Raw genomic sequence first — 13,743 nt, 5'->3', positions numbered from 1 at the left:
TCGTGGAACTGCCATTGCTGGAGCTGCCTTTACTGGAGCGGCAGAAGAGTCTCGAACTCTCGACCTCAACCTTGGCAAGGTTGCGCTCTACCAACTGAGCTACTGCCGCCCTATTACTACCGCCCTGCTACTACCGCCCTATTGCTGCCTGTATGGAGGCGCGAGCCGGAGTCGAACCGACCTACACGGATTTGCAATCCGGTGCATAACCGCTTTGCTATCGCGCCAGTAAATGCTTTTTACGACGGGTAAAGCTGTCATGGCTTCACCAGAAATCCTGGAGCGGCAGAAGAGTCTCGAACTCTCGACCTCAACCTTGGCAAGGTTGCGCTCTACCAACTGAGCTACTGCCGCTTCAAATGAAGGGCGCATTATAGGGGATGTAACTTGAAAGTCAACGTTTTCACGTGGGTTTGCCGGAGCAAATTCGTGATGCCCGGGACCCGGGCAGATCAGGCTCCGGCCCCCGTACGCTTGACAATCTCCGGCCAGGCTTTGTGCAGGTAATAAGCCATGGACCAGAGGGTGAGCAGGGCCGCGATCCAGATCAGCAGATTCCCCAGCTCCAGGGTGTTCCAACCCAGCAGGGGTTCCCGGTACAAGAGCAGGGTGATGGACAACATCTGGGTGACCGTCTTGATCTTGCCCAGCATGGAAACGGCCACGTTCTTGGCGGCGCCGATCTTGGCCATCCATTCGCGCAGGGCGGAGATGGTGATTTCGCGGCCGATGATGATGGTGGCGACCACTGCATTGGTGCGGTCCAACTCCACCAGGATGATGAGGGCGGCGGCGACGATCAGCTTGTCCGCCACCGGGTCGAGAAAGGCACCAAAGGAAGAGGTCTGGTTGAGTTTGCGGGCCAGGTAGCCATCTAGCCAGTCGGTGAGGGCGGCCCCCATGAACAGCAAGGTGGCGAACAGATCCCGTTCCCGTTCCGGCAGCCAGTTTTCAGGCAGATAGTACAGCACGACCAGCAAGGGAATGGCGACGATGCGCAGCCAGGTCAGGAAGATGGGCAGATTGAAGGGCATGGAGTGCGCTTTAAATTGGCATTCGGTTTTCAGTGCAAGGTGGCGTAAATCGTTGCGGCCAGGGCCGGGCTGATGCCAGGGGCCTGGGCCAGTTGTTCCACCGAGGCGGCTGCCACGCCGGGCAGGCCGCCGAAATGGGTGACGAGGGCCTTGCGCCGGGCGGGCCCCACGCCGGGGATGTCTTCCAGGCGGGAGGTATTCCTGGCCTTGCTGCGCCGGGCCCGGTGGCCGGTCAGCGCAAAGCGGTGGGCTTCGTCGCGGATTTCCACCACCAGATGCAGGGCCGGGTTATCGGCTCCCAATTGTAAGGCCTCCCGGCCATCCGGGAACACCAGGGATTCGAGGCCGACCTTGCGCCCTTCTCCCTTGGAAACCCCGACCATGGGCAGATGGGCAAGTCCCAGTTCCTCCAGGGCGGCAGCGGCCATGGCCACCTGGCCTTTGCCACCGTCGATGAGGATCAGGTCGGGCGCCACGCCTTCTCCCTCGGCCAGCTTGTCGTAGCGGCGGCTGACTGCCTGGCGGATGGCGGCATAATCGTCGCCGGGTTCGATGTCGCGGATGTTGAAGCGCCGGTAATCGGACTTCTTCATGCCGTGGCCCTGATAGACGACGCAGGAGGCCACCGGGGACTCACCCTGGGTGTGGCTGATGTCGAAGCACTCGATGCGCTCCAGGGGCTCGGTCAGGCCCAGGGCCTGGCGCAGGGCTTCCAGGCGCTGGCCCTGCTGGGCGCTGGCTTGGTTACGCGCCGTGATGGCCAGGCGGGCATTCTGCAGCGCCATGTCCACCCACACCTTGTGCATGGTCGCCCGGGCTTCACTGATGGGGACAGGCCGGCCGGCCGCCGCATCGAGACCGGCGGCGGTTTCTTCCATCTCGTCGGGCAAGGGGGAGACCAGCAGCCGGGCCGGAGCCGGGTGCAAGGCGTAATGCTGGGCGATGAAGGCGGCCACGGCCTCTTCCGGACTGGAATCATTGCCATGGATCGGGAATTGGGGCCGGTCCCCGAGGTGTCGCCCGCCCCGCACCATGGCCAGGTTGACGCACAGTTGCCCGGCTTCCCGCACTGCCACCACCACGTCGGCATCTTCGCCCTTGTGGCTTTCGATGTACTGGCGTTCCTGAATCTGGCGCAGGGACTGGATCTGGTCCCGGTACAAGGCGGCCTGCTCGAAGGCCAGCTTGGCGGCCGCCTCTTCCATGGCCTCGCCGAGGCGTTCGATGACCTCGTTCTGGCGCCCGAGCAGGAACCAGGCGGCCAGTTGCACGTCCCGGGCGTAATCCCCGGCACTCACCAGCCCGGCCACGCAAGGGCCGCTGCACCGCTTGATCTGGTACAAGAGGCAGGGGCGGGAACGGTTGGCAAAGACCGAATCCTCGCAGGTCCTGAGGCGGAACATCTTCTGCAGCAGGTAGAGGCTGTCGCGCACGGCCGAGGCCGAGGGAAAGGGGCCGAAGTAGTCGGCCTTGCGGTCCGGGCTGCCGCGAAAGAAGCCCAGGCGGGGGAATTCGCCCCGGCTGATGACGATGTAGGGATAGGATTTATCGTCCCGGAACAGGATGTTGTAGCGCGGCGACAGGGTCTTGATCAGGTTGTTTTCGAGCAGCAGGGCTTCGGCCTCGGAACGGGTCACCGTGGTTTCGATGCGCTCGATCTGGCTCACCATGATCGCGATGCGGGGGCTGGCGAGGGTCTTCTGAAAATAGGAAGACACCCGCTTCTTGAGGTTCTTGGCCTTGCCCACATAAAGCACCGTCCCTTCTGCGGACAACATGCGGTAGACCCCGGGCAGGTCCGGCAGGGTAGCCAGGAAAGCCTTGTGGTCAAAACTCATGGGCGGCAATCGGGAAATCGGGGGCTGCAGGTACGGGCCTGAACCATGGGTGCGGCATGGCGGGCATCGGGGCCGTTGGCTGGGGCAAATTCAGGCATGGCGCGGATGTTACCATGGCGCCCCATGGCACTTGATACACCGCCTTTGCGCCCCTTGTGGGACATTTTCTGCCGGGTCGTGGATAACCTGGGGGACATCGGCGTCTGCTGGCGCCTGGCCCGGCAACTGGCTGCCGAATACCCGGTGCGGGTCCGGCTCTGGGTGGATGCGCCCGAGGTCCTGGCGCCGCTGTTACCCGCTTTTGACCCCGCCCTGGAGCGCCAGGAAATCGAGGGCGTCCGCATCGCCCGCTGGCAATCGCCCCTGGTGTTCGAGCAGGTGGCCGATGTGGTGATCGAAGCCTTTGCCTGCGACCCGCCCGCCGGGTATCTGGCCGCCATGGCCGACCGCCCTCGCCCGCCCTGCTGGGTGAATCTGGAATACCTGAGCGCCGAGCCCTGGGTGGCCGGTTGCCACGGGCTGGCTTCACCCCATCGCCGTTTGCCCTTGGTGAAATTCTTCTGCTTTCCGGGATTGGTGCCGGGCACGGGCGGCCTGCTGCGTGAACAGGATTTGCTGACCCGGCGCGATGCCTTTCTGGCCCAGGAGGGGCCCCGGCGTTTCCTGATGGAATTGGGACTAGATCGGGCGCCCGATACCCTTCAGGTCAGCCTGTTCTGTTACGACACGGCTCCGGTCGCCGACTTGCTGGCGGCCTGGCGGGAACACCCGGCATCCCTCCTCTGCCTGGTGCCGCCGGGCAAACCCCTGGCGGCCGTGCAGAAATTACTGGGCGGTGGCGGCCCCTGGCAAGTAGGCCCGGCGCGCCTCGTGCCCATTCCATTCCTGCCCCAGTCCCGCTTTGATGAACTGCTCTGGAGTTGCGACCTGAATTTCGTGCGCGGCGAGGATTCTTTCGTGCGGGCCCTGTGGGCAGCCCGTCCCCTGGTCTGGAACCTCTACCCACAGGAGGAGGCTGCCCATGGCGCCAAGCTGGAAGCCTTCCTCGACTGGTATGAAGCCCCTGCCCCGATGGCCGCTTTCTGGCGCGCCTGGAACGGGCTGGAAGGCAATCTGCAGGCCACCTGGCCCGGTTTTCACGCGGCCCTGCCGGCACTGCAAGACAAGGCTTGCGACCGGAGTGCCCGGTTGGGCAGTGAAAATGATCTGCTCACAACGCTCGTCAAATTTTGTGAATCACGCGTATAATCCCGGGTTTCGTTTTGGCCTAACGCTCTGAAAAATCATGAAAACCGCTCAGGAACTCCGCTCTGGCAACGTCATCATGGTGGGTAACGACCCCCTGGTGGTCCAGAAAACCGAATACAACAAGTCCGGCCGCAACGCTGCCGTGGTCAAGATGAAGCTCAAGAACCTGCTCACCGGCGCGCCTTCCGAGTCCGTGTACAAGGCCGATGACAAGTTTGAAGTGGTGCAACTCGATCGCAAGGAAGTGACCTACTCCTACTTCGCCGATCCCATGTACGTCTTCATGGATGCCGAGTACAACCAGTACGACATCGAAGCCGAAAACATGACCGATGCCCTCAAGTATCTGGAAGACGGCATGGCCTGTGAAGTAGTGTTCTACAACGACAAGGCCATTTCCGTGGAACTGCCCAACTCCGTGGTGCGTGAAGTGATCTATACCGAACCCGCTGTCAAGGGCGACACCTCCGGCAAGGTCCTGAAGCCCGCCAGGATCGTCACCGGCTTCGAACTCGCCGTGCCCGCCTTCGTGGAAATCGGCGACAAGATCGAAATCGATACCCGCACCGACGAGTACCGCAACCGGGTCAAGTAATTTCAGCTTGGCCGCTGTTTGGAACGGGCAGCCTCGGCTGCCCGTTTGCATTTCCGTAAGCCCCGGGAACGGGCCATTTCCGTCCACTTTATCCAGCCGCCGTCCTCAGCCCGTTTACCGTTCCGCAAAATCGATGATGGCCGTAACGGCAGATTGATAGTCCGGGCTGGCCTGGAGTGCGCTCCAGTCGAGGGCGGGAGCCGGGGGAAGGAGCCGGGTGAGGCGGGCACTGCGCAGCGGGTCTCTTTCCACCTGCCAGCGCACCTGCCAGCGCGCCAGCACCTCACCTACCTTGTCCGGCGCATTACATAGCAGCAGCATGTCGCAGCCGGCCTGGTAGGCCGCTTCCACCCGGGCCAGGGTGTCGCCGGCGACGCGGGCGCCTGCCATCGACAGATCGTCGCTGAAAACCACTCCGTCAAACTTCACGTCGTTTCTTAGATAAGCGTGCCATTTCTTTGAAAATCCGGAAGGTTTATCGTCAATTTCCGGGTAGATCACATGCGCCGGCATGACCGCATCGAGAGGAAGTTCCCGATAGGGGCGGATGTCTTCCTGCAGGGCTTCGAGGCTGCGCTCGTCCACGGGAACGGCCACATGGGAATCCGCCTCCACCCAGCCGTGACCGGGAAAATGCTTGCCGCAAGCGCCCATGCCCCCCGCCTCGAGACCCGCGATCAGCGCCCCGGCCAAGGCCATCACGGCCTCGGGGCGGCGGTGAAAGGCGCGGCTGCCAATGACGCTGGAACGGCCATAGTCGAGGTCGAGGTCCGGGGTGAAGGAAAAATCGACCCCCCGGGCCCGCAGCTCGGCGGCGAGCACATAACCGACCTGGCGGCTGAGATTCAAGGCCCGCTCAGGATCTTCATCCCAGGCCTGGCCGAGCCGGGCCATGGCGGGCAGGCGGGTGAAACCTTGCCGGAAGCGCTGTACCCGCCCCCCTTCATGATCCACGGCGATCAAAAGCGGCGGCTGGCGCAGGGCGTGGATTGCCGCAGTGAGGGCCGTGAGCTGTTCCGGGTCGGTGTAATTGCGGGTAAAGAGGATGATGCCGCCCACCAGGGGATGGCAGAGGCGTTCCCGGTCGAGCTCGGTGAGCGTGCTGCCCTCGATGTCGATCATCAGGGGGCCAAGGGCTTGTTCGGTCATGGGCGTTCGAGGATCACATAGGCGACGGCGTATTCCGCCTCGTCGCTGAGGGAAAGATGCGGGGTGAGCTGGCGGCTCTCGAGCAGGGCCTGGAGTTCGGAACTCAGGATGAAAGAGGGTTTGCCCAGTTCATCATGACCTACGCCGATGGCAGTGAGCCGCGCCGGCGGGCGGATGCCGCTCCCCAGGGCCTTGGCAAAAGCCTCCTTGGCGGCCCAGCGCTTGGCGAGGAAGCGGGCGGGCTCGCGAGCCTGGGCGAATTCCTCCCGCTCATGGGGCGCCAGGATCTTGTCGCTGCCCCGGCGGCCATGCCGCTCCAGGAGGCGGGCCAGGCGACGGACGGCGACGATGTCGGTGCCGATGCCGTAAATCATGAATCAGGCGGCGGCCCGCTCCATCAGGGCCTTCATTTCCCGCACCGCCTGCCGCAGGCCGATGAAGAGCGCGCGGCTGATGATGGCATGGCCGATATGCAGCTCGCGCACGCCGGGCAGGGCCGCGATGCGGCCGACGTTGTAATAATTGAGGGCATGGCCGGCGTTGAAGCGCATGCCCCGTTGCAAGATGGCCTCGCCGGCGCGGCATAGCTTATCGACTTCGGCCAGCACGGCGTCCGCGTCTGCATCGCGGCCCTGGGTGTGGAAGGCGTGGGCATAGGGGCCGGTGTGGAGTTCGCAAACCCGGGCGCCGATGCGGGCGGCGGCTTCCACCTGGGGCAATTCGGCATCGATGAAGACGCTGGTGACGATGCCGGCATCGCTCAGGCGGGCCACCACCTCCTTCAGGCGGCTTTCCTGCCCGGCCACGTCGAGCCCCCCCTCGGTGGTGACTTCGTGGCGGCCTTCGGGGACCAGCATCGCCATCTGCGGCCGGGTGCGGCAGGCGATGCCGACCATCTCGTCGGTGGCCGCCATTTCCAGGTTGAGCTTCACCTGGGTCAATTCCTTCAGGCGCCGCACGTCCTCGTCGCCGATGTGGCGGCGGTCTTCGCGCAGGTGGATGGTGATGCCATCGGCACCACCCAGGTGCGCCTCCACGGCAGCCCAGACCGGGTCCGGCTCCCAGGTGCGCCGGGCCTGGCGCAGGGTGGCCACGTGGTCGATGTTGACGCCCAGTTCGATCATGGAAGACTCCTTCGAGAAACGGATAGCTATCCCGACCGGGATGCGGGGCCCGATGCTACCAGTTTTCCCTCGAAGTTTTTCCCTTGAAATGGATTCTTCCGGGACGCCGGCGTGATCTGGACGGTGGCCGTGCAGGTGACCGGCCAGGGCATGACGGCGGTCACCATGACCTGCGGGGTTGCCCCGGAGTGGATGAACAGGGGCTGCCACTTCGCCCCTGGAGGAATTGGATGGGGAGGATTTCAAGATCGCTCCCCCTGCCCGCCAGGCTGCCGGACGAAGGGGGATGACCCGGACCCGGCGACCCGGACCCGACCATGAAAAAACCGACCCGGAGGTCGGTTTTTTCATGGCATCTGGGGCGACTGATGGGTTTCGAACCCACGACATCAGGAATCACAATCCTGCGCTCTACCAACTGAGCTACAGCCGCCATTGTTTTCTTGGCGCGCCCGGCGAGAATCGAACTCACAACCTACGGCTTAGAAGGCCGTTGCTCTATCCAGTTGAGCTACGGGCGCATCGAATCGACTCGCCGGGTAATTACATCACAGCCTTGATACATCACAGCCTTGATACATCACAACCTTGATACATCACGGCCTTGACATCACGGCCTTGCAGCGACGTCACGACCTTGCGGCTTGATATTCATTCTGGTCGGGGCGGTGGGATTCGAACTCACGACCCTCTGTTCCCAAAACAGATGCGCTACCAGGCTGCGCTACGCCCCGAAGAAGCGCGCATTCTATAGAGGCAAGATCGGGGCGTCAACTACAAAACAAACTATCGGCCCAGGTTTCCGGCAGCTCCGGAAGCCTTGGGTTTTAGGGGTTTTTTCCTGTTTTCTTGCAGGGAAGCCCCGTTTCTGATATTAAATGCGTTTTTCGTCATTACGGACGGCTATTTCAAATGGCAGAAGAACTGCTTCACAAGAACTTTTCACCCTACATCCCCAAGGCCGGGGAGGAATACATGAGCGCAGGGCAACTTCAGCACTTCCGCACCATACTGGAAGGCCTCAAGAAGGAGTTGAGCGAGGATATCGAACGCACGGTTCACACCATGCAGGACGAGGCGACCGTTTTTGCCGATCCCAATGACCGGGCCAGTCAGGAAACCGACATCGCCATCGAACTGCGTAACCGGGACCGGGAACGCAAGCTGATCAAGAAGATCGACGAAACCCTGAGCCGGATCAACAGCGGTGATTACGGCTATTGTGACAAGTGTGGTGTCGAAATCGGCATCAAACGCCTGGAAGCCCGCCCTACGGCGACCCTTTGCATCGACTGCAAGACGCTGGAAGAAATGAAAGAGAAGCAGATGGCCAAGTAAGGCCACTTGACGCGCAATCGGGCTCAGGCCCAAGTCCAAGCCAAAGCCAAAGCCCAAGCAAAAGGAACCTCCGGGTTCCTTTTGCTTTGGGGGTATCTGGGGGAAAAACCACGGGCACCCGAAGGTGCCCGTCATCATTGCGGCAGGGAGTGCGGCTTACTGCTGGGCGGGCGCTTCGGCAGGTGCAACGCCTGCGCCTTCCTCGGCAGCCACGGCCTTCATGGACAGCTTGACGCGGCCCCGGTCGTCGGTTTCCAGCACCTTGACGCGTACCAGCTGACCTTCCTTGAGATAGTCGGTCACGGCATTGACACGCTCCTGGGCGATCTGGGAAATATGCAGCAGACCATCCTTGCCCGGCAGGATGCTGACGATGGCGCCGAAGTCGAGGATCTTCAGCACGGTACCTTCGTAGACCTTGCCGATTTCCACTTCTGCGGTAATGGCATCGATACGGGCACGAGCCGCCGCAGCCGCCTCCGCGCTGGTGGCGGCGATGGTGATGGTGCCATCATCCTTGATGTCGATGGTGGTGCCGGTCTCTTCGGTCAGCGCACGGATCACGGCGCCGCCCTTGCCGATCACGTCGCGGATCTTCTCGGGATTGATCTTGAAGGTATACAGACGCGGAGCATAGGCAGACATTTCTTCCCGGTGGCCGGTCACCGAACCTTCCATGATGCCAAGGATGTGCATCCGGGCTTCATTGGCCTGGGCCAGGGCGATGGCCATGATTTCCTTGGTGATGCCCTGAATCTTGATGTCCATCTGCAGGGCGGAAATGCCCGCACGGGTACCGGCCACCTTGAAGTCCATGTCGCCCAGGTGATCTTCGTCACCCAGGATGTCGGTCAGCACGGCGAAACGGTTGCCTTCCTTGATCAGGCCCATGGCGATGCCAGCCACATGAGACTTGAGGGGCACGCCGGCATCCATCAGGGCCAGGGAGCCGCCGCAGACGGAAGCCATGGAAGAGGAACCGTTGGACTCGGTGATTTCGGAAACCACACGCATGGAGTAGGAAAAATCTTCGGGCTTGGGCAGCACGGCCAGCAGGGCGCGCTTGGCCAGGCGACCGTGACCGATTTCCCGGCGCTTGGGGGAGCCGACACGACCGCATTCGCCCGTGGCAAAAGGCGGCATGTTGTAATGCAGCATGAAGCGTTCGCGGTATTCGCCGCCCAGGGCGTCGATGATCTGCTCATCCCGGTTGGTGCCCAGGGTGGCCACGACCATGGCCTGGGTTTCGCCGCGCGTGAACAAGGCGGAGCCGTGGGTACGGGGCAGCACCCCGGAGCGCAGGGTGATGGGGCGCACGGTGCGGGTGTCACGACCGTCGATGCGGGGAGCGCCGGAGAGGATGCGGCCGCGCACGATGGAGGCTTCCAGGGCGAAGAAATAATCGGCCACGACACTTTCGTCAGCGGCATTTTCACCTTCGCACAGGGCGGCGATCACTTCCGCCTTGATGTCCTTGACCTGCTGGCTGCGGGTCTGCTTCACGGTGATGTTGTAGGCTTCTTCCAGACGGGCCTTGGCCAGGGTTTCAATACGGGCGACCAGGGCTTCATCCTTGGCCGGAGCCTGCCAATCCCACTCGGGCTTGCCGCCCTCTTCCACCAGTTCATTGATGGCGTTGATGGCGGCCTGCATCTGTTCGTGGCCGAACACCACGGCGCCCAGCATCACGTCCTCGGACAGTTCCTGAGCTTCGGATTCCACCATCAGCACGGCGGATTCGGTACCGGCGACCACCAGGTCGAGCTGGCTCTCCTTGAGCTGGGTGGCAGTGGGGGACAGCACATACCGGCCATCGATGTAGGCCACGCGGGCGGCACCGATGGGACCCATGAAGGGCACGCCGGAGATGGCCAGGGCGGCGGAAGCGCCGATCATGGCGGGAATGTCGGGATCGATCTCCGGGTCCAGGGAGAGCACGGTGGCCACGATCTGGACTTCATTGTAGAAACCTTCGGGGAACAGCGGGCGGATGGGGCGGTCGATCAGGCGGCAGGTCAGGATTTCCTTTTCGGAGGGGCGGCCTTCGCGCTTGAAGAAGCCACCGGGAATGCGGCCGGCTGCATAGAATTTTTCCTGATAATCGACGGTCAGGGGGAAGAAATCCTGGCCGGGTTTGGCGGTCTTGGCCGCCACCACGGTGACCAGCACCACGGTATCGCCCATGCTCACGACGACGGCGCCAGAAGCCTGGCGGGCAATTTCGCCGGTCTCCAGGGTGACTTGCTGCTCACCGTAGGCGAAGGTTTTTTTCACGATATTAAACATAGTTTCCTTTCTACTTTCTCGACTCGACATTTCAATATTTGCGCGCCTGATTCTAACTCAGCCACTAACTCAGCCAGCAAACAAAAAGAGCGGACTACCCGGTGGCAGACCGCTCTTTGCAACAGACAGGGCCGCTACCGGCCCGGAATGTCATTACTTGCGCAGACCCAGACGTTCGATCAGGGTACGGTAGGCATTCACATTCTTGCCCTTCAGGTAATCCAGCAGCTTGCGACGCTGGCTCACCATGCGCAGCAGGCCGCGACGGGAGTGGTGATCCTTCTTGTGTTCCTTGAAGTGGCCGGTCAGGTCATTGATGCGGGCGGTCAGCAGTGCGATTTGCACTTCGGAAGAACCGGTATCGCCCTGGGCGCGCTGGAAATCGGCAACAACTTGTGCCTTTTGTTCGGTGGTGAATGCCATTCAAACTCTCTCTTCATGAAAACAGCAACGCCCCAGTTTGATAGAGCCGATGCCGGATTGAAAAATTTCCCCGGCAAGCGCCAAGGGAAGCGGGCGATTATAGCAACAAGCAGTGCTGCGCTCAAGCCACCACCATGTTTCTCAGCCGTGCCCGCATACTCCCGCGCACCAGCCGGTCCACCGTGGTACCGACCCGAAGTTTTTCCGCGCCCCCGACCCCGACCCCGATGGCGATGGCGATGGCGATGGCGATGGCGATGGCGATGGCGATCATGATGTCATCCTCCGCGCGCGAGGCAAACGCGGCCAGGAAGGTGCCCGACAGCACCGCGCCGATCTTGACGCCGATCTTGACGCCGACTTGACGCCTACAGGCAGTTCATTGCCCATGCCGTTCGACCTTTTGCTATCCTCGCAACATGTTTGAAAAAACCGCCCTCGCTACCGCCAAGACGCTCTACGGGCTGACCCTCGGCAGCGCTGCCGCGTGGCTTGCCTGGGTGTGCTTTGCAAATTTGCCGTTCTGGGTGGCGCCATTCCTCTTCCCCTTCGCACTCACCCTGGCGGCGATGGCCGGCGCACCCCTGGCGGCCGGCGCTTCCTTCATCGGCGGATTGCTGATGGCCGGTGTGGTATGCATCGGCCGTAAAGCGACGGCATCATCTCGTTCCGGCGCTTGACCTCGCGCTCGGCGACCTCGATCCAGAACCAGTAGTCCTCCATATCGAGGCCGTCGATCTCCGACGGCTGGATGCGCAGGACCGTGAGCAGCACTTCATCGAGCGGCCGCAGCGCTTCCTCAGTTGTCCTCCCTGCTGCGAAAGGAGTCCTGCAGCGCCTTCGAGTCGGCCAGGTCAAGCGGGTCGATGTCTTCCAGCATCAGGCCGGTGATCTAAAGCAAACAGTTTCAACCCCCGCCTGCCGTTGCCAGGGGCGGGGGGCTAAGCCATGAGCCAACTGATGCTGCGCGAAGAAGGCGAACACGCCCTGTACGAAGCCGAAAAGGCCCTGGCCTTTGCCGAAGGGCTGGCGGTGATGCTGGGCGACACTCAACTCTCGATTGCCGCCGACGAGCTGGCGGCCTTCCTCGTTAGTGCAACATCTCTTCTGTAAATTTGTAGTCTGCTGGTTTTGCGATGCTTTGGCGGTCGCAGCGATGAGGGCGCGTAGCGCCCGAAGAGCGGAGGACGGCAAAGCATCGCGGCGCGACCCCGGCAGCCAAACAGCGCCCGCTCCGCCAGCCCCAGCGCGGCCACGGCAAAGCGCGCCGGCGCATCTTTCGCGCCCCGGAAGAATTCATCAAAGACCGGCGACCCCAGCCCGGCGCGGATGGTTTGATCGGCATTCATCCTGGCATTATCCGCCGCCGTCCCACCAGGTCGGCCTTGGCCGCACCCGCCACCAGTCGTCGCTGACCTGGGCACCGCCCTGCTTGCCGTACAAAGGCTTGACGGGGGTGTCGATGGCCAGGATCCACGGGCTGTTCAAGGCCGCCTGCACGCTGCCCAGCCATTGGGGCACGAGCCAGGCCTGGCTTTGCGCTTGGCTCATGCGGGCCAGGGCGCGGCGCAGCGCGTCTTCGCGGATTAGCGGTTCATTGCGGATACTCCTCTTCGTCGTTTCAATCCACGCCCCCGTTGCTGGGGGGCGAATGAAGGCCATCACAAAGGCGGATGGGGTCGATGCCATGTTTCAATCCACGCCCCCCGTTGCTGGGGGGCGAATGGCTTTTGCTTCGCTAGCTCCGGCAGCGGCCTTGAGAAAGGCGTCTCGTGCCCTGTCGAATCGCTCAAGCCCTTTTGACTGGGCTGACAGGTTCTTAACGGCACTTCCGAGCTTGGTGAAGTCCGCTTGAACTTTGCCGACAGCAGGAGCATGCTTGTCCGATATTGCAGCCCCAATCGTGAAGGCTAACGCCATTTTCCCAAGCATGAAAATCCTCGCTTATCTAATCTGGGTTTCTGCCGCTGTCGCCGCGTTCGCAACGAGCGACCTCAATGTGATGGAGAGTGCGGTTGTCGGCCTGCTTGCTGCGCTCGCTGCAATCCCCTTGATGCTGATCGCCCGGCTGCTCCTGGTTGATCCAGTTGCCGATGCCGGGCGGTCATTTGTTGCTATGTGGCGGGCTGTTCGGGAAGGCTGGCGCGCCAGGCGATAAGCTCGTCGTGTGGAAGTTCCAGTTTCAATCCACGCCCCCCGTTGCTGGGGGGCGAATGGCCGCAGCGAGTATCTGTGGCTGACGGACACGCAGTTTCAATCCACGCCCCCCGTTGCTGGGGGGCGAATGGGCCGTCCATCTTCACGCCAATGAGGCCGAACAGGTTTCAATCCACGCCCCCCGTTGCTGGGGGGCGAATGCATCCCTGCTCAACCGCGCCGCTACCCACATTGCAGGTTTCAATCCACGCCCCCCGTTGCTGGGGGGCGAATGTCACGACAGATCTGCGCATCATCGACGTGGAGGTGTTTCAATCCACGCCCCCCGTTGCTGGGGGGCGAATGGCCAACGGCGGCGGCATGTTCGGTGGTGATGCCATGTTTCAATCCACGCCCCCCGTTGCTGGGGGGCGAATGCTCCTTGGTCGGCGGTCTGCGTTGCTGCATCCCATGACTGTTTCAATCCACGCCCCCCGTTGCTGGGGGGCGAATGTAATGTGGATGCCTTCAAATCTGTAGGCGCAGTCGTTTCAATCCACGCCCCCCGTTGC

Annotated in this window: 15 protein-coding genes, 6 tRNA genes and 1 CRISPR repeat array; of the genes, 6 read left to right on the top strand and 15 right to left on the bottom strand. The window is 62.4% G+C overall.

Features of this window, described 5'->3' with window-relative positions; all coding sequences use genetic code 11:
• Window positions 1-33: 33 nt before the first annotated feature.
• From WBH99_RS12630 to uvrC, 5 genes are all read right to left on the bottom strand, one after another.
• A tRNA-Gly gene (locus tag WBH99_RS12630) sits at window positions 34-109 on the bottom strand.
• 44 nt (window positions 110-153) lie between these two features.
• Window positions 154-227: transfer RNA gene (locus WBH99_RS12625), tRNA-Cys, on the bottom strand.
• Between the two features lie 51 nt (window positions 228-278).
• Window positions 279-354 (bottom strand) — tRNA-Gly (locus WBH99_RS12620).
• 98 nt (window positions 355-452) lie between these two features.
• Window positions 453-1,034, bottom strand: a complete 582-nt coding sequence (gene pgsA / locus WBH99_RS12615; protein ID WP_424220449.1) for a CDP-diacylglycerol--glycerol-3-phosphate 3-phosphatidyltransferase — start codon at window positions 1,032-1,034, stop codon at window positions 453-455.
• Between the two features lie 29 nt (window positions 1,035-1,063).
• Window positions 1,064-2,872: an excinuclease ABC subunit UvrC gene (uvrC, locus tag WBH99_RS12610; RefSeq protein ID WP_424220448.1), complete on the bottom strand. Its 1,809-nt coding sequence runs from the start codon at window positions 2,870-2,872 to the stop codon at window positions 1,064-1,066.
• A gap of 123 nt (window positions 2,873-2,995) precedes the next feature.
• Here uvrC and earP point away from each other — a divergent pair, with 123 nt between their 5' ends.
• The gene (earP, locus tag WBH99_RS12605; protein ID WP_424220447.1) at window positions 2,996-4,120 is read left to right on the top strand and encodes an elongation factor P maturation arginine rhamnosyltransferase EarP; all 1,125 of its coding nucleotides are present in this window, start codon (window positions 2,996-2,998) and stop codon (window positions 4,118-4,120) included.
• Between the two features lie 37 nt (window positions 4,121-4,157).
• On the top strand, window positions 4,158-4,715 hold the full coding sequence (gene efp / locus WBH99_RS12600) for an elongation factor P (protein ID WP_424220446.1): 558 nt from the start codon (window positions 4,158-4,160) through the stop codon (window positions 4,713-4,715).
• A gap of 114 nt (window positions 4,716-4,829) precedes the next feature.
• On the opposite strand, the gene nagZ is transcribed toward efp, so the two are convergent.
• The 6 genes from nagZ to WBH99_RS12570 all read right to left on the bottom strand — a co-directional run bounded on the left by nagZ (window position 4,830) and on the right by WBH99_RS12570 (window position 7,722).
• Window positions 4,830-5,864, bottom strand: a complete 1,035-nt coding sequence (gene nagZ, locus WBH99_RS12595; RefSeq protein WP_424220445.1) for a beta-N-acetylhexosaminidase — start codon at window positions 5,862-5,864, stop codon at window positions 4,830-4,832.
• Window positions 5,861-6,238 (bottom strand): holo-ACP synthase, encoded by a 378-nt coding sequence (acpS, locus tag WBH99_RS12590; protein ID WP_424220444.1) that lies wholly within the window; start codon window positions 6,236-6,238, stop codon window positions 5,861-5,863. The genes nagZ and acpS overlap by 4 nt, the downstream gene beginning before the upstream one ends.
• 3 nt (window positions 6,239-6,241) lie before the next feature.
• A complete protein-coding gene (locus tag WBH99_RS12585; protein WP_424220443.1) occupies window positions 6,242-6,988 on the bottom strand; it encodes a pyridoxine 5'-phosphate synthase in 747 nt (248 codons plus the stop codon).
• Window positions 6,989-7,345: 357 nt separating this feature from the next.
• Window positions 7,346-7,421: transfer RNA gene (locus WBH99_RS12580), tRNA-His, on the bottom strand.
• 11 nt (window positions 7,422-7,432) lie between these two features.
• Window positions 7,433-7,509, bottom strand: a tRNA-Arg gene (locus WBH99_RS12575).
• Window positions 7,510-7,645: 136 nt separating this feature from the next.
• Window positions 7,646-7,722: transfer RNA gene (locus WBH99_RS12570), tRNA-Pro, on the bottom strand.
• Window positions 7,723-7,900: 178 nt separating this feature from the next.
• On the opposite strand from WBH99_RS12570, the gene dksA reads away from it, so the two are divergent.
• Complete coding sequence (dksA, locus tag WBH99_RS12565) at window positions 7,901-8,326, top strand: RNA polymerase-binding protein DksA (RefSeq protein ID WP_424220442.1); 426 nt, start codon at window positions 7,901-7,903, stop codon at window positions 8,324-8,326.
• 156 nt (window positions 8,327-8,482) lie between these two features.
• Here the strand turns inward: dksA and pnp are convergent, their stop codons facing one another.
• The 3 genes from pnp to WBH99_RS12550 form a co-directional block, all read right to left on the bottom strand.
• Window positions 8,483-10,612: a polyribonucleotide nucleotidyltransferase gene (gene pnp, locus WBH99_RS12560; protein ID WP_424220441.1), complete on the bottom strand. Its 2,130-nt coding sequence runs from the start codon at window positions 10,610-10,612 to the stop codon at window positions 8,483-8,485.
• A gap of 153 nt (window positions 10,613-10,765) precedes the next feature.
• Window positions 10,766-11,035 carry a 30S ribosomal protein S15 gene (gene rpsO / locus WBH99_RS12555; RefSeq protein WP_424220440.1) on the bottom strand — a complete coding sequence of 90 codons (270 nt, stop codon included), beginning with the start codon at window positions 11,033-11,035 and terminating at the stop codon, window positions 10,766-10,768.
• A 121-nt stretch (window positions 11,036-11,156) separates the two neighbouring features.
• On the bottom strand, window positions 11,157-11,309 hold the full coding sequence (locus tag WBH99_RS12550; RefSeq protein ID WP_424220439.1) for a hypothetical protein: 153 nt from the start codon (window positions 11,307-11,309) through the stop codon (window positions 11,157-11,159).
• A gap of 145 nt (window positions 11,310-11,454) precedes the next feature.
• Here WBH99_RS12550 and WBH99_RS12545 point away from each other — a divergent pair, with 145 nt between their 5' ends.
• Window positions 11,455-11,715: a hypothetical protein gene (locus WBH99_RS12545; protein ID WP_424220438.1), complete on the top strand. Its 261-nt coding sequence runs from the start codon at window positions 11,455-11,457 to the stop codon at window positions 11,713-11,715.
• A gap of 268 nt (window positions 11,716-11,983) precedes the next feature.
• Window positions 11,984-12,148, top strand: a complete 165-nt coding sequence (locus WBH99_RS12540; protein ID WP_424220437.1) for a hypothetical protein — start codon at window positions 11,984-11,986, stop codon at window positions 12,146-12,148.
• Between the two features lie 243 nt (window positions 12,149-12,391).
• On the opposite strand, the gene WBH99_RS12535 is transcribed toward WBH99_RS12540, so the two are convergent.
• Window positions 12,392-12,724 carry a hypothetical protein gene (locus WBH99_RS12535; RefSeq protein WP_424220436.1) on the bottom strand — a complete coding sequence of 111 codons (333 nt, stop codon included), beginning with the start codon at window positions 12,722-12,724 and terminating at the stop codon, window positions 12,392-12,394.
• A 190-nt stretch (window positions 12,725-12,914) separates the two neighbouring features.
• On the opposite strand from WBH99_RS12535, the gene WBH99_RS12530 reads away from it, so the two are divergent.
• Window positions 12,915-13,193, top strand: coding sequence for a hypothetical protein (locus WBH99_RS12530; protein WP_424220435.1), 279 nt, complete (start codon window positions 12,915-12,917; stop codon window positions 13,191-13,193).
• Between the two features lie 21 nt (window positions 13,194-13,214).
• Window positions 13,215-13,685: direct repeats of the CRISPR family, unit length 37 nt; unit sequence GTTTCAATCCACGCCCCCCGTTGCTGGGGGGCGAATG.
• Window positions 13,686-13,743 lie beyond the last annotated feature (58 nt).

This window comes from Azovibrio sp. (assembly GCF_049658005.1).
Lineage (GTDB): Bacteria > Pseudomonadota > Gammaproteobacteria > Burkholderiales > Rhodocyclaceae > Azovibrio.
The sequence above is the reverse complement of the archived record's forward strand: the minus strand, read 5'-3'. Positions and strand labels throughout refer to the sequence as shown.

What these genes read in the sequence shown, in the direction of transcription:
- pgsA (WP_424220449.1), bottom strand. Translation starts at nt 1,034, where the DNA reads ATGCCCTTCAATCTGCCCATCTTCCTGACCTGGCTGCGCATCGTCGCC.
- nagZ (WP_424220445.1), bottom strand. Translation starts at nt 5,864, where the DNA reads ATGACCGAACAAGCCCTTGGCCCCCTGATGATCGACATCGAGGGCAGC.
- dksA (WP_424220442.1), top strand. Translation starts at nt 7,901, where the DNA reads ATGGCAGAAGAACTGCTTCACAAGAACTTTTCACCCTACATCCCCAAG.
- WBH99_RS12535 (WP_424220436.1), bottom strand. Translation starts at nt 12,724, where the DNA reads ATGGCATCGACCCCATCCGCCTTTGTGATGGCCTTCATTCGCCCCCCA.
- pnp (WP_424220441.1), bottom strand. Translation starts at nt 10,612, where the DNA reads ATGTTTAATATCGTGAAAAAAACCTTCGCCTACGGTGAGCAGCAAGTC.
- WBH99_RS12550 (WP_424220439.1), bottom strand. Translation starts at nt 11,309, where the DNA reads ATGATCGCCATCGCCATCGCCATCGCCATCGCCATCGCCATCGCCATC.
- WBH99_RS12545 (WP_424220438.1), top strand. Translation starts at nt 11,455, where the DNA reads ATGTTTGAAAAAACCGCCCTCGCTACCGCCAAGACGCTCTACGGGCTG.
- acpS (WP_424220444.1), bottom strand. Translation starts at nt 6,238, where the DNA reads ATGATTTACGGCATCGGCACCGACATCGTCGCCGTCCGTCGCCTGGCC.
- rpsO (WP_424220440.1), bottom strand. Translation starts at nt 11,035, where the DNA reads ATGGCATTCACCACCGAACAAAAGGCACAAGTTGTTGCCGATTTCCAG.
- earP (WP_424220447.1), top strand. Translation starts at nt 2,996, where the DNA reads ATGGCACTTGATACACCGCCTTTGCGCCCCTTGTGGGACATTTTCTGC.
- WBH99_RS12540 (WP_424220437.1), top strand. Translation starts at nt 11,984, where the DNA reads ATGAGCCAACTGATGCTGCGCGAAGAAGGCGAACACGCCCTGTACGAA.
- efp (WP_424220446.1), top strand. Translation starts at nt 4,158, where the DNA reads ATGAAAACCGCTCAGGAACTCCGCTCTGGCAACGTCATCATGGTGGGT.
- WBH99_RS12585 (WP_424220443.1), bottom strand. Translation starts at nt 6,988, where the DNA reads ATGATCGAACTGGGCGTCAACATCGACCACGTGGCCACCCTGCGCCAG.
- uvrC (WP_424220448.1), bottom strand. Translation starts at nt 2,872, where the DNA reads ATGAGTTTTGACCACAAGGCTTTCCTGGCTACCCTGCCGGACCTGCCC.